This is a genomic window from Silvania confinis, from assembly GCF_025564085.1.
GTDB classification, from domain to species: Bacteria; Pseudomonadota; Gammaproteobacteria; order Enterobacterales; family Enterobacteriaceae; genus Enterobacter; species Enterobacter confinis.
In genome coordinates, this window is record NZ_JAMGZJ010000074.1 from 181213 (window position 1) to 202035 (window position 20823).

Annotated in this window: 21 protein-coding genes and 1 tRNA gene; 10 read left to right on the forward strand and 12 right to left on the reverse strand. The window is 56.7% G+C overall.

The window, feature by feature from the left end:
- Positions 1-13: 13 nt before the first annotated feature.
- A complete protein-coding gene (gene sfbB, locus M8013_RS10730) occupies positions 14-1030 on the forward strand; it encodes a virulence-associated ABC transporter ATP-binding protein SfbB (RefSeq protein WP_271267789.1) in 1017 nt (338 codons plus the stop codon).
- Positions 1023-1682, forward strand: a complete 660-nt coding sequence (locus M8013_RS10735) for a methionine ABC transporter permease (RefSeq protein ID WP_271267790.1) — start codon at positions 1023-1025, stop codon at positions 1680-1682. Before sfbB ends, M8013_RS10735 begins: the two co-directional genes overlap by 8 nt.
- A gap of 5 nt (positions 1683-1687) precedes the next feature.
- Here the strand turns inward: M8013_RS10735 and mnmH are convergent, their stop codons facing one another.
- From mnmH to ppiB, 5 genes are all read right to left on the reverse strand, one after another.
- On the reverse strand, positions 1688-2758 hold the full coding sequence (gene mnmH, locus M8013_RS10740) for a tRNA 2-selenouridine(34) synthase MnmH (RefSeq protein ID WP_271267791.1): 1071 nt from the start codon (positions 2756-2758) through the stop codon (positions 1688-1690).
- Between the two features lie 74 nt (positions 2759-2832).
- The gene (purK, locus tag M8013_RS10745) at positions 2833-3900 is read right to left on the reverse strand and encodes a 5-(carboxyamino)imidazole ribonucleotide synthase (RefSeq protein ID WP_271267792.1); all 1068 of its coding nucleotides are present in this window, start codon (positions 3898-3900) and stop codon (positions 2833-2835) included.
- On the reverse strand, positions 3897-4406 hold the full coding sequence (gene purE, locus M8013_RS10750; protein WP_271267793.1) for a 5-(carboxyamino)imidazole ribonucleotide mutase: 510 nt from the start codon (positions 4404-4406) through the stop codon (positions 3897-3899). Before purE ends, purK begins: the two co-directional genes overlap by 4 nt.
- A gap of 118 nt (positions 4407-4524) precedes the next feature.
- Positions 4525-5247 carry a UDP-2,3-diacylglucosamine diphosphatase gene (gene lpxH, locus M8013_RS10755; protein ID WP_271267794.1) on the reverse strand — a complete coding sequence of 241 codons (723 nt, stop codon included), beginning with the start codon at positions 5245-5247 and terminating at the stop codon, positions 4525-4527.
- 3 nt (positions 5248-5250) lie between these two features.
- On the reverse strand, positions 5251-5745 hold the full coding sequence (ppiB, locus tag M8013_RS10760) for a peptidylprolyl isomerase B (protein ID WP_271267795.1): 495 nt from the start codon (positions 5743-5745) through the stop codon (positions 5251-5253).
- A 171-nt stretch (positions 5746-5916) separates the two neighbouring features.
- Here ppiB and cysS point away from each other — a divergent pair, with 171 nt between their 5' ends.
- Positions 5917-7302 (forward strand): cysteine--tRNA ligase, encoded by a 1386-nt coding sequence (cysS, locus tag M8013_RS10765; protein ID WP_271267796.1) that lies wholly within the window; start codon positions 5917-5919, stop codon positions 7300-7302.
- A 90-nt stretch (positions 7303-7392) separates the two neighbouring features.
- Here cysS and M8013_RS10770 read toward each other — a convergent pair whose 3' ends face one another.
- The 5 genes from M8013_RS10770 to folD all read right to left on the reverse strand — a co-directional run bounded on the left by M8013_RS10770 (position 7393) and on the right by folD (position 11902).
- Positions 7393-7917 carry a metal-dependent hydrolase gene (locus M8013_RS10770; RefSeq protein ID WP_271267797.1) on the reverse strand — a complete coding sequence of 175 codons (525 nt, stop codon included), beginning with the start codon at positions 7915-7917 and terminating at the stop codon, positions 7393-7395.
- Between the two features lie 73 nt (positions 7918-7990).
- Positions 7991-9007 (reverse strand): Mal regulon transcriptional regulator MalI, encoded by a 1017-nt coding sequence (malI, locus tag M8013_RS10775; RefSeq protein WP_271267798.1) that lies wholly within the window; start codon positions 9005-9007, stop codon positions 7991-7993.
- Between the two features lie 72 nt (positions 9008-9079).
- Complete coding sequence (locus M8013_RS10780) at positions 9080-10579, reverse strand: PTS transporter subunit EIIC (RefSeq protein ID WP_271267799.1); 1500 nt, start codon at positions 10577-10579, stop codon at positions 9080-9082.
- 242 nt (positions 10580-10821) lie between these two features.
- Positions 10822-11034, reverse strand: coding sequence for a ribosome-associated protein YbcJ (gene ybcJ / locus M8013_RS10785; RefSeq protein ID WP_271267800.1), 213 nt, complete (start codon positions 11032-11034; stop codon positions 10822-10824).
- Position 11035: 1 nt separating this feature from the next.
- Positions 11036-11902: a bifunctional methylenetetrahydrofolate dehydrogenase/methenyltetrahydrofolate cyclohydrolase FolD gene (gene folD / locus M8013_RS10790; RefSeq protein ID WP_271267801.1), complete on the reverse strand. Its 867-nt coding sequence runs from the start codon at positions 11900-11902 to the stop codon at positions 11036-11038.
- Positions 11903-12221: 319 nt separating this feature from the next.
- Here folD and fimA point away from each other — a divergent pair, with 319 nt between their 5' ends.
- Genes fimA through sfmF form a run of 6 tightly spaced genes read left to right on the forward strand, consistent with a single transcriptional unit; the run spans position 12222 to position 18244 of the window.
- Entirely contained in the window at positions 12222-12791 is a 570-nt protein-coding gene (gene fimA / locus M8013_RS10795; protein ID WP_271267802.1) for a type 1 fimbrial major subunit FimA, read from the forward strand.
- A gap of 54 nt (positions 12792-12845) precedes the next feature.
- On the forward strand, positions 12846-13391 hold the full coding sequence (fimI, locus tag M8013_RS10800; RefSeq protein WP_271267803.1) for a type 1 fimbrial protein subunit FimI: 546 nt from the start codon (positions 12846-12848) through the stop codon (positions 13389-13391).
- Positions 13392-13434: 43 nt separating this feature from the next.
- Positions 13435-14127 (forward strand): type 1 fimbria chaperone FimC, encoded by a 693-nt coding sequence (gene fimC / locus M8013_RS10805; RefSeq protein WP_271267804.1) that lies wholly within the window; start codon positions 13435-13437, stop codon positions 14125-14127.
- A 14-nt stretch (positions 14128-14141) separates the two neighbouring features.
- Positions 14142-16712 carry a fimbrial biogenesis usher protein gene (locus tag M8013_RS10810; RefSeq protein ID WP_271267805.1) on the forward strand — a complete coding sequence of 857 codons (2571 nt, stop codon included), beginning with the start codon at positions 14142-14144 and terminating at the stop codon, positions 16710-16712.
- Positions 16705-17712 (forward strand): type 1 fimbria D-mannose specific adhesin FimH, encoded by a 1008-nt coding sequence (fimH, locus tag M8013_RS10815; RefSeq protein WP_271267806.1) that lies wholly within the window; start codon positions 16705-16707, stop codon positions 17710-17712. Before M8013_RS10810 ends, fimH begins: the two co-directional genes overlap by 8 nt.
- Positions 17713-17722: 10 nt before the next feature.
- The gene (sfmF, locus tag M8013_RS10820; RefSeq protein WP_271267807.1) at positions 17723-18244 is read left to right on the forward strand and encodes a fimbria assembly protein; all 522 of its coding nucleotides are present in this window, start codon (positions 17723-17725) and stop codon (positions 18242-18244) included.
- A 49-nt stretch (positions 18245-18293) separates the two neighbouring features.
- Here sfmF and fimZ read toward each other — a convergent pair whose 3' ends face one another.
- Together fimZ and M8013_RS10830 are read right to left on the reverse strand one after the other, a co-directional pair.
- Positions 18294-18926, reverse strand: a complete 633-nt coding sequence (gene fimZ / locus M8013_RS10825) for a fimbria biosynthesis transcriptional regulator FimZ (protein ID WP_271267808.1) — start codon at positions 18924-18926, stop codon at positions 18294-18296.
- 794 nt (positions 18927-19720) lie between these two features.
- Entirely contained in the window at positions 19721-20431 is a 711-nt protein-coding gene (locus tag M8013_RS10830) for a helix-turn-helix transcriptional regulator (RefSeq protein ID WP_271267809.1), read from the reverse strand.
- Positions 20432-20708: 277 nt separating this feature from the next.
- Between M8013_RS10830 and M8013_RS10835 the strand changes: the two genes are divergently transcribed.
- Positions 20709-20785: transfer RNA gene (locus M8013_RS10835), tRNA-Arg, on the forward strand.
- Positions 20786-20823: the final 38 nt, after the last annotated feature.

Consider the following 20823-nt stretch of genomic DNA (forward strand, 5'->3'; position numbering starts at 1 on the left):
TTCTGAGGTAGTCATGATTGAGTTAGAGAAGGTCTGCGTCGATTTCCAGACCGGACGCGGGCCCGCCACCCGGGCGGTGTCAGACGTCAGCCTGCGCATTGCTGCTGGCGAAATTTTTGGCATTGTCGGCACCAGCGGTGCGGGCAAGAGCACCCTGCTGCGCACCCTAAATGCCCTCCAGCGCCCGGCATCGGGCAGCGTGAAGGTCAACGGCGTGGAAATCTCCGCCCTTGAAGGTGCCAGTTTGCGCCAGGCTCGCCAGCGTATCGGCATGATTTTCCAGCATTTCAACTTGATGCACACCCGCACTGTGGCGCAGAACGTGGCCTTTAGCCTGAAGGCCGCAGGCTGGGAGCGCAGCAAAATTGTCCCGCGCGTCAGCGAAATCCTCGCCCTGGTGGGGCTCAGCGATAAAGCCAACCGCTACCCGGTGCAGCTCAGCGGCGGGCAGAAGCAGCGCGTCGGCATTGCCCGCGCCATTGCTAACCATCCTGATGTCCTGCTCTGCGATGAGCCGACTTCGGCGCTGGATCTGGAAACCTCCGCCACCATTCTGGCGCTGTTAAAGCAGATCAATGAACAGATGGGGATCACCATCGTGCTGATCACCCACGAGATGAACGTGATCAAGTCGATCTGCGATCGCGTGGCGGTCATGTCCGGCGGCGAAGTGGTCGAGCTGGGCGAGGTGTTTGATGTTTTTGCCCATCCGCAGCATGCGTTTACCCGGCAGCTGGTGTCGCACACCCTGAACCTGACGTTGCCGGAACGCCTGCAGCAGCATCTGCCGGGGCAATTGCTGAAGATCTTGTTTATCGGCGATTCTGCCGAGCAGCCGGTGCTGTCTGAGGTGGCGGTGAAATTTGGCGTGGCGGTGAATATCCTGCACGGCAAGATCGAGTATATCGGCGAGCGTGCGTTGGGCATTTTAGTCGTCCAGCTGACTGCGCCAGAAAACCCCTCTGCCGTGGCGCTGGCGGTAGAACATATCCGTAATCGTACCGCCCAGGTGGAGGTGATCCGTGGATGATTTACTGCTCGACCTCAGTCTGGCATTTAACGAAACCTTCCAGATGCTTGGCATCTCAACGGTGCTGGCGATCCTCGGCGGCCTGCCGCTGGGCTTTCTGATTTTTGTCACCGACCGCCATCTGTTCTGGCAAAACCGTTTTGTCTATCTGGTGAGCTCGGTGCTGGTGAACATCATCCGCTCGGTGCCGTTTGTGATTTTACTGGTGCTGCTGCTGCCGTTAACGCAGTTCCTGTTGGGCAACACCATCGGGCCGATTGCCGCCTCTGTGCCGCTGTCGGTGGCGGCGATTGCGTTTTACGCCCGGCTGGTGGACAGCGCTCTGCGCGAAGTGGATAAAGGGATCATCGAAGCGGCCGAAGCCTTTGGCGCCAGCCCGATGCGCATTATCTGCACCGTGCTGTTACCGGAGGCGAGCGCCGGACTGCTGCGCGGCCTGACCATTACCCTGGTGAGTTTGATCGGCTATTCGGCAATGGCCGGGATTGTCGGCGGCGGCGGGGTAGGGGATCTGGCGATCCGCTACGGCTACTACCGCTACGAAACCCAGGTGATGGTGGTGACGGTGATCGCGCTGATTGTGCTGGTGCAAATCGTGCAAGTGCTCGGCGACTGGCTGGCGAAACGCGCCGATAAGCGCGATCGCCGGTAGACATTTCAGGCCGTCAGCCAGGCGGCCACCTCGTTAAATGCGCCCCGATAGACGATCTTGTCGGCTTTTTTCTCCAGCTGATAACGGTACATCGGGTCGTAATAGTCATTGAGCAGTGGCGCAAGCCAGGCGAAGTGCGCCTCGGTACTGCCTGTGCGCCGCTGCTCGATGAGCCCGCTGTCCAGCAGGGCGGCGAACTCAGTAAAACGCTGCAGCCCCAGGCGACGGCGGATGGCGAACAGGCCGTGGTGCAGGTATTCGCCGTACTCACGCCAGCCCGCCTCTTCGCCGTACCGGCTACGAAACGCCTGCCACATGTGCTCGAAATACTCTTCGCGCAGCCGATCAAGACGGACCTCAAACGGATCCTCGACCACCACAATCGGCGACTGCGCCATCCGCTCACGCAGGCACGCCGGCAGGTGGTTAGAGCCAATCATCCGGCCTTCATCTTCCAGCACCCAACGGCTGGCGTCTTTCTTTAACAGGTCGGTGGCGAGATGATTTTCAAAGCTCGCCTGCGACAGCTGCGGCGTCAGCGTGCGGCCAAACGACGAGCCGCGATGGTGCGCCAGCCCTTCAAGATCGACGCCCTGCGGATGGGCTTTGACCAGCAGGGTCTTGCCGCTGCCGGTGCAGCCGCCAATCAGCACGGCGGGTTTTTGCGCCTGCTCGACCGTGGCCTGCATCGCCGCCTGGCGCAGCGCTTTATAGCCGCCACGGATCAGCGGGTAATCGACGCCAGCGTCTTTTAGCCACGCCTGCACGATATGGGATCGCTGCCCGCCCCGGGCGCAGCTAATGTAGCCCTGCGGGTGCATCAGGCAGGCCACTTTCCACGCCTCCAGCCGCTGTCCGCGGGTGTCGCCGGTGACCAGCCGATGGCCGAGCGCCAGCGCGGCGTCCGCCCCGTGGCGTTTATAACAGGTGCCCACGGCGGCGCGTTCGTCGTCATTCATTAACGGCAGGTTGATGGCCGCAGGCATCGCGCCCTGGGCAAATTCCACGGGCGCGCGCACGTCGATTAACGGCGTGTCGGCGGTAAGTATGGCGCGGTAGTCCGTCCCATCGTTCATAAGGATCCCTCATTACAGCGATGGGCTGGATTGTACGCCGGGGAAGGGGAAGGTCAACTCCCCGGCGCTGAGGCTTAACGCAGGGTCGATTGCGCCCAGGCGATGCCGCTGGCGTATTCCGCTGGCAGCAGGGGAACGAGGGCGTCGAGGGCGGCGCTCAGTCGTGCAACGTCGGTATCGTTCAGGTTCAGGTGTCCGACCTTGCGGCCCGGACGCACCTCTTTGTCGTACCAGTGCAGATGCACCAGCGGCTGCGACAGCCAGGCGTCGTTCAGATCGGTGCCGATCAGGTTGATCATCACCGACGGGCTGTTGACCACCGGCTGCGGCAGCGGCAGGCCGGTAATGGCCCGCAGATGCAGCTCAAACTGGCTGATGGAGGCCCCGTTTTGCGTCCAGTGACCGCTGTTGTGCACGCGCGGGGCCAGCTCGTTGATCAGCAGGCCTTCCGGGGTGACAAAGCACTCCATCGCCATCACGCCGACATAGCCCAGCTCCTGCATGATTGCTGACAGCATGCTTTCGGCCTGCGCCTGCTGCTGCGCATCTGCCTGCGGGAAGGCTACGCTGGTGCGCAGAATACCGTCCTGGTGCAGGTTGTGGGTCAGAGGATAAAACACGGTGCTGCCGTCGTGGGCGCGGGCGCCGACCAGCGACACTTCGCCGCTGAAGTTAATGCCCTGCTCAACGATGCACTCGCCGTAGCATTCGTCCGGCAGCTGATCGGTTTCAGTGGCGCGCAGACGCCACTGACCGCGGCCGTCGTAGCCGCCGACGCGGCGTTTGACGATCGCCAGTTCACCCAGGGTGTCGAACACGCCTGCCCACTGTGATTTCTCGGTCAGCAGCTGCCACGGGGCGGTGGCAAGGCTCAGATCGTCGAACAGCTGTTTTTGCGTCAGACGGTCGGCGATTATCGGGAATACGTCGCGGTTAACGAACGCGTTATGGCGCGCCAGCTCGCGGGTTAAGGCGGTCTCTGGCCAGCGCTCAATCTCGGCGGTAATTACGCTTTGCTGGAACGGAACGGATTCGGGTTCATCGTCCAGCCCGACCGGCCAGACGGTAATGCCCAGCGGCTCACCGGCCTGACGCAGCATGCGGCCTAACTGACCGTTGCCGAGGACGCAAACCTGCTTCATGCCGCACCTCGCGGGTCTGGATTCTCCAGCACCTCATCGGTTTGGGCTGCGCGGAACGCAACCAGGCGCTGATGCAGCGCTTGATCGTGGGTCGCCAGAATTTGTGCGGCCAGCAGGGCGGCATTGGCGGCACCCGCTTTACCGATCGCCAGTGTACCCACCGGAATGCCGCGTGGCATCTGCACGATAGAGTAGAGACTGTCGACGCCGCTCAGGGCTGCGCTTTGCACCGGTACGCCGAGCACCGGGACCAGCGTTTTGGCGGCAATCATGCCAGGCAGATGCGCGGCCCCGCCGGCACCGGCAATAATCACCTGATAGCCGTTCTCTTCTGCACTTTCGGCGAAGCTGAACAGTTTATCGGGGGTGCGGTGTGCGGAGACCACTTCAACGTGGTGTGGAACATGCAGGATTTCGAAGATTTCGGTGGCAAACTGCATGGTAGCCCAGTCGCTTTTGGACCCCATCACGATGGCGACACGCGCCGGATTATTGCTGGAAGACATGCGGCTAAAAACTCCTGTGAGGCACAATTCTCGGCTTTTGAGGCCACAGAGAATAGCACGATCCTCAGGCAAGGAAAACGGTTGCGCGGCTAAAGTTGCGGCAAAAAGCGGGGATTATTTAAAACGGAAAGGCGATAAGTTCGATGCCTTCCGGCGAGACTTTTACCATTGAACCCTGCTCATGCCAGGCACCCAATACCACGCGCTGGGCGGGTTCACCGTTGGCGGTGAGCGGATGCATATCCGGGCGATGAGTATGGCCGTGGATCAGCCACTGTACGCGGTGTTTTTCCATCATCTGGACCACCGCCTGCGGATTAACGTCCATGATGGTCATCGATTTACTGCTGTTCGCGGCTTTGCTGCCCGCACGCATTTTGGCGGCGATGCGGCTACGAATAAACAGCGGCAGGGCCAGAAACAGGGTCTGGATCCAGGGGGTATGCACTTTGGCGCGAAACGCAAGATAACCGGTGTCGTCGGTGCAGAGCGTGTCGCCATGCATGATCAACATCCTGCGGCCGTACAGGTCGAGAACAGTCTCTTCCGCCAGCAGGGTCATGCCGCATTCGCGGGCAAAACGCTTGCCGATCAGAAAGTCACGGTTACCGTGGATAAAGAAGCAGGGGACGCCAGCATTGACCAGGGCGTTGATCGCGTATGCTATTTCGCGGTGTAGCGGGTTGGGATCGTCATCGCCAATCCAGGCTTCGAACAGATCGCCGAGGATGTACAGGGCGTCGGCGTGACGCGCTTCACCCTGTAAAAAACGCAGAAAACCGGCGGTGATCGCCGGTTCTTCTGTTTGCAGATGCAGATCTGCAATAAAGAGTGTCGCCACCAATTACTCGCTGACGGTCACGCTTGTGATCACAACGTCTTCTTTAGGAACGTCCTGATGCATACCGCTGCGGCCAGTGGAGACGCCTTTGATCTTCTCGACCACGTCCATACCGTCAGCCACTTCTGCGAATACGCAGTAGCCCCAACCCTGCAGGTTTTCACCGGAGAAGTTCAGGAAGTCGTTGTCAGCCACGTTGATGAAGAACTGGGCAGTTGCTGAGTGTGGTGCCTGAGTACGGGCCATTGCCAGCGTACCGCGGGTGTTTTTCAGACCGTTGTTGGCTTCGTTTTTGATCGCTGCTTTGGTCTCTTTCTGGTTCATACCAGGTTCAAAACCGCCGCCCTGGATCATAAAGCCGTTAATAACACGGTGGAAAATGGTGTTGTCGTAGAAACCTTCGCGGCAGTAGTCCAGGAAGTTTTTAACTGTTTCAGGCGCTTTATCATCAAAGGTATTGATGACGATATCGCCATGATTAGTGTGGAAAGTAACCATTTTTGCATCCTGTTCCGTTTTAGTGGTGCTTCGACCCCGTGGGGGGCCACAATAAGCGCTTGTTATAGCATAACCTCACGGCGCGATCACCTTGCATTGTGCGCCGCTTCGCGTTTGAATTAGTGTAGAATACGCCGTTTTCGTCCACACACGTCTCACATGGAATCTTCGATGTTAAAAATCTTCAATACCCTGACGCGCCAAAAAGAGGAATTCAAACCTATTCATGCCGGGGAAGTCGGCATGTACGTGTGTGGTATTACCGTTTACGATCTCTGTCATATCGGCCATGGTCGTACCTTCGTCTCCTTTGACGTGGTCTCCCGCTATTTGCGCTTCCTCGGGTACAACCTTAAGTATGTACGCAATATCACCGATATCGACGATAAAATTATCAAACGCGCCAATGAAAACGGCGAAAACTTCGTCGATTTAGTCGACCGGATGATCGCTGAAATGCACCGCGATTTTGACGCGCTGAACATTCTGCGCCCGGATCTGGAGCCGCGTGCAACGCACCACATTCCGGAAATCATTGAAATCACCGAGCAGCTGATCGCCAAAGGTCACGCCTATGTAGCCGACAACGGCGACGTGATGTTCGACGTGCCGACCGATCCGCACTACGGTCAGCTCTCCCGTCAGGATCTGGATCAGCTACAGGCCGGTGCCCGCGTTGATGTGGTGGACGTGAAGCGCAACCCGATGGATTTTGTGCTGTGGAAGATGTCGAAAGCCGGTGAACCGAGCTGGCCATCGCCGTGGGGCGAAGGGCGTCCGGGCTGGCACATTGAATGTTCGGCCATGAACTGCAAACAGCTGGGCAATCACTTCGATATTCATGGCGGCGGTTCAGACCTGATGTTCCCGCACCATGAAAACGAAATCGCCCAGTCCACCTGCGCGCACGACGGTGAATACGTCAACGTCTGGATGCACTCCGGGATGGTGATGATTGACCGCGAGAAGATGTCAAAATCGCTGGGCAACTTCTTTACCGTGCGCGACGTGCTGAAATACTACGACGCTGAAACCATCCGCTACTTCCTGATGTCCGGCCACTATCGCAGCCAGCTGAACTACAGCGAAGAGAACCTCAAGCAGGCGCGTTCCGCTCTCGAGCGCTTGTATACCGCCCTGCGCGGCACCGATAAATCGGTACCGGCTGCGGGTGGCGACGCGTTTGAAGCCCGCTTTATCGAGGCGATGAACGATGATTTCAACACCCCGGAAGCGTACTCCGCACTGTTCGATATGGCGCGTGAAGTGAATCGCCTGAAAGGTGAAGATGCCCAGGCCGCTAACGCGCTGGCTTCACACATGCGTAAGCTGTCCGGCGTGCTGGGCCTGCTGGAGCAGGAGCCAGAAGCCTTCCTGCAGAGCGGTGCCCAGGCGGACGACGGCGAAGTGGCGGAAATTGAAGCTCTGATTAAAGCGCGTCTGGATGCGCGTCAGGCCAAAGATTGGGCCGCTGCCGATGCCGCGCGTAACCGTCTGACCGAGATGGGCATCATTCTGGAAGATGGCCCGCAGGGCACCATCTGGCGTCGTAAGTAAGTTTTCCCCTCACCCTAACCCTCTCCCAAAAGGAGAGGGGATGGTTCGGTTTTCTCCCTCTCCCCGTGGGTGAGGGCCGGGGTGAGGGCATCAGCGCGCACGTCGCCACCACAACATCCCCAGCACCACTGCCCCCGGCAACCACACCCACAGCAGTTCTGAGATAATCACCTGATGGCCGTAAGGCGTCATATAGCGCGACAGGGCAAACGGCGCGACCTTGATCACCTGCCACGGGGCAAAGAAGCGTTCATCCAACCACGGCCACAGCCAGCCGACCCCTTTACCGCCCGTCGTCACTGAATCCAGCAGGCTGTGCGACAGCAGCGAAACCGTCAGGAACACCCAGCAGCGCAGGAGCCCCGCGCCGAACCATCGTCGTCCTGCTAAAACGCAGAGTATTGGCACCACAAAGGCAAACAGCAGCGAGTGGGTAAAACCGCGATGACCAAAAATATTGCCGTAGGCGATGCCGAATTTAAACGCCAGTACGTCGGCATCCGGCAGCATGGCAAGGACTACCCCGGCAAACAGCAGGCGCGGGGGAATAACGCGGGTACCCAAGCCTAAGCCAAGGCAAAGCGGGACTGCGGCGTGGGTGATGATGGTAGGCATAGCAATTATCCATGGCAAATCATGGAAATATAGCAGAGTGCGGCCAAACTCTGCCTCAGGATTAAATCTGAATTCAGGCGGATTCCCGGGCGAACAGCTGGCCGGAGAGCGTAATGCGCTGGGTTTGCAGCTCGGGCTCTTTCAGCTTGCGGATCATCAGCCCCGCCGCCTGGCGTCCGGTCTCTTCGCTGGCAGACGACACGTAGGTAAAGGACGGTGAAGTGAGATTGATGTGCAGCATATCTTCAAACCCCACCAGCGCCACCTGCTGGGTCAGAAACACGTCTTTGCCGACGGTACGCCCCACGTGATGGATCCCGGAAATCGAGCCGATCATCGCGTCCGGCGAGTGGCAGAGCAGGGCGGTAAGGGTGTTGTTTTTCTCGAGCAGTTGCCGGGCCGCAAAGCTCACCGCCTGGGTATCGTCGCTGCAGGCCGGGGCCGACTCTTCGCGGAACACCAGACCGTTTTGCGTCATCGCGCTGCGAAACCCCAGCAGGCGCTGCTCGCGGATCAGGTCGCCTTCTCGGCCGCCGATATAGGCAATGTTGCGGTGCCCACGCTCAATCAGATAGCGGGTGGCGAGGTGCGCTGCCTGGCGGTTATCACGCATCACCAGATTGCAGGATTCCTCTAACAACGATTGCGACACCGCCACCAGCGGCAGGGCACACTGGCGGATCAATGCGGGCAGGGCGGCAGTGCGAGTATCAGAGGCCAGATAGATTACCCCGGCGACGCCCTGCTGCTTAAAGGAGAGCAGGCAACGCTCCAGGTGTTCTCCGTCGTTCAGCGGCTGGCCGAGAAAGACCATATAGCCTTGTTTCTCAAGTTCCTGGACGATGCTGGCCATCACTTTGATGGAAAAACTGTCGCTGAAATCACGCAGGATCAGACCGATAAGATTGGAGGTATTGGCACGGAGGTTGGCTGCGGCAACGTTATGCACGTAGCCCAACGCGGTGATGGCGGCGTGAACCTTTTCGATCGTGGCCTCGGAGATTTTTCCCTTCTGGCGTAACACCAGCGAGACGGTCGAAACCGACACGCCGGACTCTCTGGCGACATCAATGATGCTGACCTTCTTCACATCTTCTCCCTGAAATGCCTGATAAGACAACGTCCCCCGTAAGAGTACAGGAGACGCGTCAATCAGGCTGAATTATTTACCGATCATCGTCGACATGGTTTGGGCGATAAACTGTGCCCTTGCGCCAAAGATAACCTGGATGCCCGAGTCGCCCACGAAGACCACCCCGCGTGCGCCCAGCCCGTTCAGGCCGTCTTTATCGACCATGCTGCTCTTGGTCACTTCCAGACGCAGACGGGTGATACAGGAGCCAACCGAGTCGATGTTCTGCGCGCCGCCCAGCAGACCGATAATTTCGGTGGCGATTTCGGTATCCGTTTTGTCATTCGCATTGGCGGTGACGTCGGTACGGCCCGGCGTTTTCACGTCGAGGCGACGGATCACAAAGCGGAAGGTGAAGTAGTAAATCAGTGCCATCGGCACGCCGATAATCACCGCGCTGAGGAAGTTGGTCTGGTAGCCGTTGAACGACGGCAGGATGCCAAACGACAGGTAGTCGATAAAGCCCGCCGAGAACGATTTGGCGATGTGCGCATCCAGCAGATACATGCTCATGTACGCCAGGCCCGCCATGATGGCGTTGAAGACGTACAGGACCGGTGCCACGAAGATAAAGGTGAACTCAACCGGCTCGGTGATCCCGGTCAGGAAACAGGTCAGCGCGGCAGAGAACAGAATACCGGCGGCAATCTTTTTGTTTTTGGTGTGCGCTTCGTGGTACATCGCCAGACAGGCCGCCGGCAGCGCGAACAGCATCAGCGGGAACTCACCCTGCATGAACTTACCGGCATTCTGGTAAGTGTCGCTGCTGAAGGATTTCACCCCTTCTTCCAGCATTTTGAACCAGATGGTCTGGTCGCCGTGGATAACCTGACCAGCCTGGGTGGTGTAATCGCCAAACGAGTACCAGAACGACGGATACCAGATATGGTGCAGACCCAGCGGGATCAGCGCACGTTCCACCAGACCAAAGATAAAGGTCGAGGCCGCCTGATTGTCACCGTTGACGATCACTGACAGCGCATCGATACCGGCCTGAATGTGCTGCCAGACGTACGGCAGCAGCAGACCCATCACGAACGACAGGAAGGCGGTAGCAATCGCCACAAAGCGCTTGCCGGAGAAGAAGCCGAGGAATTCTGGCAGCTGCAGGGTGTGGAAGCGGTTATAGCACCACGCGGCCAAAATACCGCACAGCAGGCCGCCAAAGACGCCCATCTGCAGCGTCGGGATCCCCACCACCATCGCGTATTTGCCGCCCTGGGACGCCATTTCCGGAGTGATGCTCAGCACCGTCCCGATGGTAATGTTGGTGATAAACACCGACACCGCCGCAGAGAGTGCCGCGATCCCCGATTCCGAAGCCAGACCCACGGCCGAGCCAATGGCGAACAGCATCGGCAGGTTATCAAAGATCACCCCGCCCGCGTTCATCATCAGCGGTAAATGGAACTTATCGCCGAAGGCCAACAGCAGGCCTGCGGCTGGAAGCAGCGAGATCGGCAGCATTAAGGCGCGACCAATCATCGATAATTTCGACAGCGATTTAACAAATCCTGATATCAGGCTCATGCTGATTTCCCCGAGTGACGCTCTGTGAGCGCTGTTATAGTAGTGAGTAGAACGTTTTAGTAGAACGTTCTACTTATCGTGGGGAAAGCCTATAAATCGTGCAACTAAATTTTCACATTTCAACAGATGAAATAGTGATTATTTGAAGTCGATCGATAATTAACCGTGATGGTAATGGGGATATGTGATCCCCTCTCCCGTTGGGAGAGGGTTAGGGTGAGGGCAACAGCGTGATGCGGTGTTTAGGCTACAACTGTAATGCTCTGACCCTGGAAACTCACCGTCTGACCGGCGACGATTTTGCAACGTTTGCGGGTTTCCACCGCGCCGTCGACGTTCACCAGACCGTCAGCGATAAAGCTCTTCGCCTGGGCACCGCTTTCGCTCCAGCCTTCCAGCTTGAGCAGATCGCACAGCTCGACGTGCGGGTGTTTACCTAATGAAAATGTGGCCATCTTACGCTTCCTCTACGTCGTGATACTCAACGCATGCCTGCAAAGTATTCTCAATCAATGTGGCTACGGTCATTGGACCGACGCCACCCGGTACCGGCGTGATAAACGATGCGCGCTCGGCGGCATCTTCATACACCACATCGCCGACCACTTTGCCGTTTTCCAGACGGTTAATCCCCACGTCCACGACAATCGCGCCTTTTTTAATCCATTCGCCCGGAATAAAGCCCGGCTTGCCCACGGCGACGATCAGCAGGTCTGCGTTTTCGACGTGGTGACGCAGGTTTCGGGTAAAGCGGTGGGTCACAGTGGTGGTACAGCCTGCCAGCAGCAGCTCCATGCTCATCGGACGACCGACAATGTTGGAGGCACCAATCACCACGGCGTTCAGGCCGTAAGTGTCGATGTTGTAGCGTTCGAGCAGCGTCACGATACCGCGCGGGGTGCACGGACGCAGGCGCGGCGCACGCTGGCACAGCCGACCGACGTTGTACGGATGGAAACCGTCGACGTCTTTATCCGGCGAGATACGTTCCAGCACTTTCACGTTGTCGATGCCCGCAGGCAGCGGCAGCTGGACCAGGATCCCGTCGATGGCTTTATCGGCGTTCAGGGTATCAATCAGCTCAAGCAGTTCTGCTTCGCTGGTGGTTTCTGGCAGATCGTAGGAGCGGGAGAGAAACCCAACCTCTTCGCACGCTTTACGCTTGCTGCCGACATAAATTTGCGATGCCGGGTTGCTGCCGACCAGTACAACGGCCAGCCCAGGGGCGCGTTTTCCTGCTGCTGTACGCGCCTTAACTTTTTCCGCAACCTCAGAGCGCACCTGCTGCGCAATCGTTTTACCGTCAATAATCTTTGCTGCCATCAGAGAGAAGATTCCGTCTGTAAGGTATGAAAAGGGGAATGGACATATTTTGTCAGAAGCGAGCGCTGCTGTCAGTCACACTTTGCGAGATTTCGCGCGCGGACTGCCCTGCATGCGCGATACCCCTGGTTGGGTCAGGGGTAATTTCTTAGGCCATTTTAGGATGTGACCTGGACAACTGGCAGTGTTTTGGCATATTCGCTTATTAATTCCTGCGTTACTTTAGCCCCGGCGAAATAATCCATCAATTATGCCATTGGTCGTATTTCTTATTTCCTGCAGTTATCGGGAAGGGCTTTTTACGTTTAAAGGAATAGATATGAACTTAAGTAAAATGGCGACAACTGTCGTTGCTACTCTGGCACTGGTTTCAGCTGCCGCTTATGCCGAAGATCCAGTACCTGCTCCGGCGGTTTCCGTTAATGGCGGCACTGTCCATTTTAAAGGGGAATTAGTCAATGCTGCCTGTGCAGTCAATACTGAATCCGCCGATCAGATTGTTAATCTGGGTCAGTACCGCACGGCGAAATTCAGCAATGTGGGCGACACCACGACAAATGTGCCGTTTACCATTGAACTGAACGACTGCGATCCTGCGGTGGCGAAAACGGCATCTGTTGCCTTTTCCGGCCAAATTGATGGCAGCGACAACACCCTGCTGGCGGTCTCTTCCGGTAGCAACGATAACGCGGCGAAAGGCGTAGGTATCGAAATCCTCGACAGCAAATCCAGCACGCTGATTCCGGACGGTGCCAGCTTCTCGGCTGCGCAGACGCTGATCGAAGGCACCAACACCCTCAAATTCGCCGCGCGTTACAAAGCGACCGCCGCGACCACCGAACCCGGCAAGGCAAACGCCGACGCCACCTTCGTCATGAAGTACGAATAACGACGAATCAGGTCTCAGGGAAGAGACCGCTTACCCGTGAATCGAGGACGAAGGATGAGGTGGACAAGGATCCTGTTTTTGCTGTGGTGTACGGCCGTATCACCGGCAATAGCCCACAGCGTACTGGTGGATGGCGGGAAAGTGCATATCAAAGGCGAGCTGGTTAACGGCGGCTGTGCCGTTGCGCCCGACAGCCAGAGTCTGCGCGTGGAAATGGGACAATATCGCACCAATTCGTTTGACGGCGTCGGCAGTTTTTCGACGGTGAATGTGCCCTTTACCCTACGTCTGGTGGACTGCAGCGTGGATGTCTCGCAGACAGTCGGGGTGATGTTTCAGGGGGCAACGCCCGCCGCCGATCCGCAGGTTTTCCTCGCGTCCTCCCGGCCCGGCGAAAGCCCGGTGAGCAGCGGCGTTGGGCTGGCACTCTTCGATTCGCAGCAAAACCTGATTATTCCCAACGCCCCCGCGAAAACCGGGTTAGCCCTCAGCACCCGCGAGTTGGTTTTTCATTTTAGCGCCCGCTACCGGGTGATTTCCGCACATTTAGTCCCCGGCAATATTCAGTCGGATGTCTGGTTTACGTTGGTTTATCCCTGACGACAAACACGCCAGCGAACATATAATTAAAGGTAAAGTTGTGATGAACATTCTCTTTAAATCCGGGCTGATCGTTTCTTTTATTTTTATGCTGTTTTCGGCAGCGGCATCTGCGTCGGGTGGAATTGCCCTGGGCGCCACCCGTGTTATTTATCCGGCTGATGCAAAACAGACCTCGCTGGCCATTACCAACAGCAATAAACAAGAGCGCTATTTAATTAACGCGTGGATTGAAAACGATCGCGGACAAAAAGAAAAAACCTTCGTCGTAACGCCGCCGCTGTTCGTCAGCGAGGCCAACAGTGAAAACACCTTACGCATTATTTACGCCGGACCGGATCTGCCTGCCGATCGTGAATCGCTGTTTTTTATGAACGTAAAGGCGATCCCGTCGCTGAGTAAATCCAGTCAGGAAGACAAAAACGTCCTGCAGCTGGCGATCCTGTCGCGCATCAAGCTGTTCGTGCGGCCCAGTAAACTGGCGTTGCCGCCGGAAGAGGCGCTGTCGCACCTGCGCTTTGAACGTGTGGGCAACCACCTGAAGGTGAGCAATGCCTCGCCGTATTACATCACGCTGGTGAATATTCAGCTCGGCGGAAAGAAGTTGGATAACCTGATGATCGCGCCCAAAAACCATGCGCAGCAGGCGATCCCGGCCGGGGCCAGCGGCACGCTCTCCTGGCAGAGCGTTAACGACTACGGCGCGATCACGCCCGCGCGCAGTGCCAGCCTGTGAGCAGAGCCAGCGTCATGCCCAAGCCGCGCTGGCGTTACTGCCCGGTTGCCCTGGCCCTGATGGCCACGCTCTGGCCGCAGTTGAGCCTGAGTGAGAGCTACTTCAACCCGGCCTTTTTGTCGGACGGCGCGGCGAGTGTCGCGGATTTGTCGCAATTTGAGCAGGGCCACCGACAGGCACCCGGCCTTTATCGCGTCGACATCTGGCGCAATGACGAATTTATCGGCACCCTGGATGTCCCCTTCCAGACCGCGGAAGACGACCCTCCGCCATCCGCCGGTGGGCTGACGCCGTGCATTACCCGCGCCATGCTCGAGCGAATGGGGGTGAACTTCGCGGCTTTTCCGACGCTGGCAACCCTGGCGGCAGGGCAGTGTGCCCCGCTGAAAACAGCGATTCCGGGCAGTGAAGTGGCGTTTAATTTTGCCTCATTACGCCTGAACATCAGCCTGCCGCAGGTGGCGATGCAAAACAGCGCGCGCGGATATATCCCCCCGGAACAGTGGGATGAAGGCATTCCGGCGATGCTGCTGAACTACAGCTTCAGCGGTAACCGGGGAAGTGATGACGACAGCTACTATCTGAACCTGCAAAGTGGGCTGAACTATGGGGCATGGCGGCTGCGGAACAACGGCGCATGGCGCTATAGCAGCAGCAACGGCACGCGGCACAACGAATGGCAGAATATCGGCACCTGGGCGCAGCGCACGGTCATCCCGCTGAAAAGCGAGCTGGTGCTGGGCGACAACAACACCGGGAACGATGTGTTCGACAGCGTGGGCTTTCGCGGGGGGCGGCTGTACTCCTCGGACAGCATGTACCCCGACAGCATGCAGGGCTATGCGCCCACCGTGCGCGGCATTGCCCGCACGCCCGCCAAAGTGGTAATCCGCCAAAATGGCTATGTTGTTTATCAGGGTTACGTGCAGGCCGGAGGCTTTGCCATTACCGACCTCAACCCGACCTCATCCAGCGGTGACCTTGACGTCACGGTGGAAGAGAAAGATGGCAGCCAGCAGCGCTACGTGGTGCCGTACTCAACGGTTCCGCTCCTGCAGCGTGAAGGGCGGCTGAAATATGACCTGGTCGCCGGGGATTACCGCAGCGGTAACAGCGATCAGAATACCCCGTTTTTCACCCAGGGAACCCTGATTGCCGGCCTGACGAATGGCTACACCCTGTACGGCGGTACGCAGCTTGCCTCACGCTACACGGCGCTCGCGCTGGGTGCCGGTAAAAATCTGGGCGACTGGGGGGCGGTCTCGCTCGATCTGACTCACGCCCGCAGCCAGCTGGCGGACGACAGCCGCCATGAAGGGCAATCCCTGCGTTTCCTGTACGCCAAATCCCTGAACCGCTTTGGCACCAACTTCCAGCTGCTGGGCTATCGCTACTCGACAAAAGGGTTTTACACCCTCGATGACGTGGCGTGGCGCGTGATGGAAGGTTATCAGTACAGCGATGAAGACGGCGACAATGACGGATTGCCGGATGTGCAGAGCTACCACAACCTGGCGTGGAATAAAAAAGGGCGCTTGCAGGTCAATATTTCCCAATCGCTGGGGGATTACGGCTCGCTGTATCTCTCCGGTAGCGAACAGACGTACTGGGGAACCCGCGACGCCAGCACCTGGTATCAACTCGGCTATGCCGGCGGTGTTAAAGGGGTGAGCTACTCTGTCTCCTGGTCGTGGAACCAGGCGGTGGGGATCGACGGCACGGACAAAATTGTCGCCTTTAACCTGTCAGTTCCGTTCAGTTTGTTTAGCGGCCACGCTTATCGCCGCGACAGTGCGTTTGACCGCGCCTATGCCACGGCCTCGGCCAGCCGCAGCAGTGAGGGTGACAGCAGCTGGCAAACCGGCGTCAGCGGCACGCTGCTGGACGACCGAAACCTGAACTACAGCGTGACCCAGGGCCACAGCAATAATGGCGGCGTCAGCAGCGGCAGTGCCAGCGCTAACTGGCTGGCGACCTACGGAACACTGGGCGCCGGGTATAACTATTCCGGCAGTCAACACGATCTCAACTGGCAGCTGTCGGGCGGCATGGTGGGGCATGCCGATGGCGTCACCTTAAGCCAGCCGCTGGGCGACACCAACGTGCTGATTAAAGCGCCGGGGGCCTCCGGCGTCAGCATCGAAAACCAGACCGGGGTCAAAACAGACTGGCGGGGTTACGCGGTGATGCCGTACGCCACGGTGTATCGCTATAACCGCGTTGCGCTGAATACCAATACCATGAGCAATAACACCGACGTTGAGAACAACGTCAGCAGCGTGGTGCCCACCAAAGGCGCGCTGGTGCGTGCCAGCTTTGACACCCGCATCGGCGTGCGCGCCTTGCTGACCGCGATGCACGCCAACCAGCCGGTGCCCTTTGGTGCCGTGGTGCGCGAGGTCAACATCGGGGTCACCAGCATGGTGGGGGATGACGGACAGATATACCTGAGCGGCCTGCCGCTTGCGGGTGAACTGCTCATTCAGTGGGGCAACGGCGCGAGCGCCCAGTGTCGCGCGCCGTATACGCTGCCCGAAACGAGCCTGCAACAGGCCATCACGCTTAAGGAGATCCGCTGTGATTAATACCCGATGTCTGCTGGTACCGCTGCTGGCATTGTTACCCGCCGCCCAGGCGCTGGCGACCGTATGCGCCAATGAAAATGGCGTGCCGACCGATATCTTTTACGATCTGACGGATACGTTTAACAGCGCCAACAACCATATCGGCCAAATCGTTACCCTCAGCGAAAAATCCCAGTGGGTGGGGGTGAATGCGGTCTGCCCAACCGGCACAAAGGGGGATACCACCAAGCGTAGCTATGTGACTGATTTCCCGATAACCGCGACGATAGATAACTATAAGTACCTGCGACTGAATGATTATCTCGATGGCGCGATGAAAATCACCGACAGCTATTCGGGCGTTTTTTATCCCCCGGCAAACTATATCCAGATGGGACATCATGACAATGTGGCAAAACATAAACCCTTTCCGGTGAACGACTCTCATCTGATCTTTCGGCTGAAAGTGACAAAGCGGTTTATCAATATGGTGGTCATCCCGCGCGCGATAATGTTCCGCGTGTATGTCACGACCACCTCCGCCGATCCGCTGGTGACGCCGGTCTATACCATCTCCTACAGCGGCACCGTGCAGGTGCCCCAGAGTTGCGCGATCAACGCCGGGCAGATCGTGGAATTCGATTTTGGAGATATGGGGGCCTCGCTGTTCAGCAAGGCCGGGGCCGGAAACCGGCCGGAAGGGGTGACCGCGCAGAGCAAAACCCTCGCCATCAAATGCACCAACGTTGAAGCCAACGCCTACCTGACAATGCGTATCGAGGCGGAAAAAGCGTCCGGCAGCGCGATGGTATCCGATAACCCGGACGTGGGATTCGTGGTGGCGACCGCATCCGGCACGCCGCTCACGCCCAATAATCTCGGCAGCCTGATCCCGTACAGACTTGATGATGACGGCTCAGCGCAGGTGGGGATCATGGCGTGGCCGGTCAGTATTACCGGCAATAAACCCGCAGAAGGGCGGTTTACCTCACGCGGCTATTTGCGCGTGGATTATCAGTAAGGAGGGCGAAATGCGTAAAGGGATCGCAGCGGCACTGACCGCCGTTGCGCTGTGGCAGCCACTGAGCCAGGCGGATACGCCTCTCGGGCAGATTAATATTCAGCTCTACGGCAACATTGTTGATTTTACCTGCGTGGCAGAAGGCAGCGACAGCAGCAAAGCGGTGCCTTTAGGCACCTGGCCTACCAAACAGGTAGCGACAAGCGGCAGCCGGACGCAGGCGATACCTTTTAGCCTGAAGCTTACGGGCTGCCCACCGGGGTCGGCGTCAATCACCTTTTCTGGCGACGCAGATACCACCGATAGTCAGCTTCTGGCTCTGAACGATGTCAGCCAGGCCCGCAATGTGGCGGTAGAAATTCTCGACAGGGACAAAACACGCCTGCCGCTTCAGCAGGCCAGCCGCGAGGTCAACGTCGATGCAGAAGGAAATGCGGAGCTGGCGTTTTATGCCAACTATATTGCCACCGCTAACAATCCGCAGCCGGGACGTGCCGATGCAGATGCCACCTTTATGATTAACTATAATTGAGCGGGTGAGGCTCCCTGAAACGTCATAATGTGACAGGGAGGTTTTTCAGTCAGAGCAGTTCATGATCTTTGGCATAATCAATGAGCTCAACGATGGTCTGAACGCCTAATTTCGTATAGATATTTGATTTGTGGGCGCTAATGGTTTTATTACTCAGCAGCAGCTGCCCGGCAATTTCTTTATTTGATAAGCCATTAGCCAGATATCGCAACACTGTGACCTCCCGATTAGACAGCGGCATATCCATCAACATTCCTTTTCGCATATTTAAATGGCTTATAAAATTCAGCGTATCGGACGGGAAAAATGAATATCCGCCCAGCAACATTTCGACAGCATTATAGATATCGCCCAGATCTTTTCGCTTACTGACAAAACCATTCGCACCGGCGCGCATCGCTCGCCCGGCATAGAAAGACTCTGATTTCGACGATAAGAACAGTACCTTTATCTTATCGTTTAATTGTTTGATTCTCTTAAGTAAAGTGAATCCATCCGTCCCCGGAAGTTCGATATCCAGGATCACCATATCGACCGGGTGGTTGCGGATGTAATCGAGGGTTTCATGGCAGTCTCCCGATTTAAGCGTGATCTCAATGTTTTTATTGGTCTGTAGCAGGACTTCTATCGACATTCTGACGATAGGGTGTTCGTCCATAATGATTACGGATGCCGGTTTCATTTTTATGCCTCAGATTGTTAAAGCGCTGATAATCCGGAAGGATAATTCTTTTGGTCCTTATAGGAGGGAATTCCCTGGAAAGAGCGAAAGCATCCTTGTTAACGTAATGGCGAAAATATTGCCGCAGCGCGGTGACTAAATAGGGATTTACTGTCAATTAAAATGGTGTTTCTTATTCACGACTGGAATAGCGCTTATTATACCTTGTAACTGTTCTGCGAAAAGCCTGCAAACTGCCAGGCGCATCTTGCTCAATATGATGTTCTACAGAGTGAAAGCGAATATTTTAAAAACGGTCTAAACATCCATTAATTTTCATCTGGGCGAACTATCCTGGTTTTGTAACAACAAAAAATAACACAACTCTCTAATTGTTAAGGTTGTGTGATAATTAATTTCAAAGTTTATCCACTCAGAAAACCTCGTTATAGCCGGTAAAAAGCCGTACCATCCGCATGAATCCCCTACTTGAAAGCCCTGTGCACCAATAAGACTAATCTCACTCTCTGCCAGCAGGATCTGCTGCGGGCCACTCCGCCCCTCACGATGTGAAATGCCGAAGTCATTTGTTTTTACATCACTATCATAAAATTAACCGAATCAACCAAACCTTAACGACTGGATAAAAATGTTGCACTGTCCCCGTCAGCCAGGATTTAACGTTATCGGAAAGGGTAAATTAGGAATAGTTGCTCATGTGAATGAGCTGTTAAATAAACGCATAAAACTAACATTGGCGCGTAAGCTATTTCCTAAAATTCCTTAAGAATAAGGGGTTTAACAGCCCGTTTTTTTCAATAATCGGAAAGCCGGTTCAATAAATGCAGCAGCGCCTGGCGATGATGTAAACCGAGTTTGTCGACGATGCGCCCCACGCGATACACGACACAGCTGTAGGGGCGATCGCGCAGCCTGGCAATGTTGCGCAGTGACTCCCCGGACAGGACAAGCCGCAGAATGGCCCATTCTTCGCGCGTAAACCACTCCCTGCCAGCGGCGACGGGATGCGAATTGTGGGAAAGCATCTGCTGAAGTAGGGCGGCGGAAGACTGGCGTTCAATCACATTAAACGGCCCGGCGGCTTTACAAAAAAGCCGCAGATCATAGTCATCGGCCCGGATCAGCACATTAACCGGCGTGTAAGGGGGATACAGCCTCTGCCTGCGCAGGCTGTCGAGCGTTTCCGTCAGGGATTGCGACTGGCACGCCATATCCACCACCAGTCTGGCAGAGGGCCACTGCTGTACAGCACTCAGCGCAGGCGCCAGGGTATCGAAATGACTGCAGTGGTTTAGAGGGGAGGGGCTGGCCTGGAGTCCGATACGCAGATAATGATCGCCGGTGACCAGCACTATCCAGGGGGCGTCTGTTTTTCGGTGCTGATTAATGGACTGGCTAAGGTAAACAAGGCGGTCAAAAAAGGGCGCATTAAAATGAGTTTGCGCAAAACCTATCGAATCACTTCCTGTTCGACGCCGTCGGTAGCGGCGTACACTGATGCGCATATCATCCCTCTGCTGTTATGTTCCGGCTTACGGGCACCGGGCTACCGCAGGGTAGTGTGCGGGCAAACAGCAGGTGAAAATAGCAGGTGCGACTTAAAATGGGCTAAGGCATTTCGTAGTTATACGAGGCGAGTAATGACCAAAAAACAGGCGGCTTGATTGCGGAGCAACAGGCAAGCGGTGATAAGAGAGGCATTCGAACCGAAAGGCATTGACTCACCAGACATTGACCGTATAATTCGCAGCGTTTCACCCCTCGCAGTACACGCATCTCAATGCGCCCTTAGCTCAGTTGGATAGAGCAACGGCCTTCTAAGCCGTAGGTCGTAGGTTCGAATCCTACAGGGCGTACCATTCAAATTCAGCTAGTTACCCAAATATACAGCGCAAAA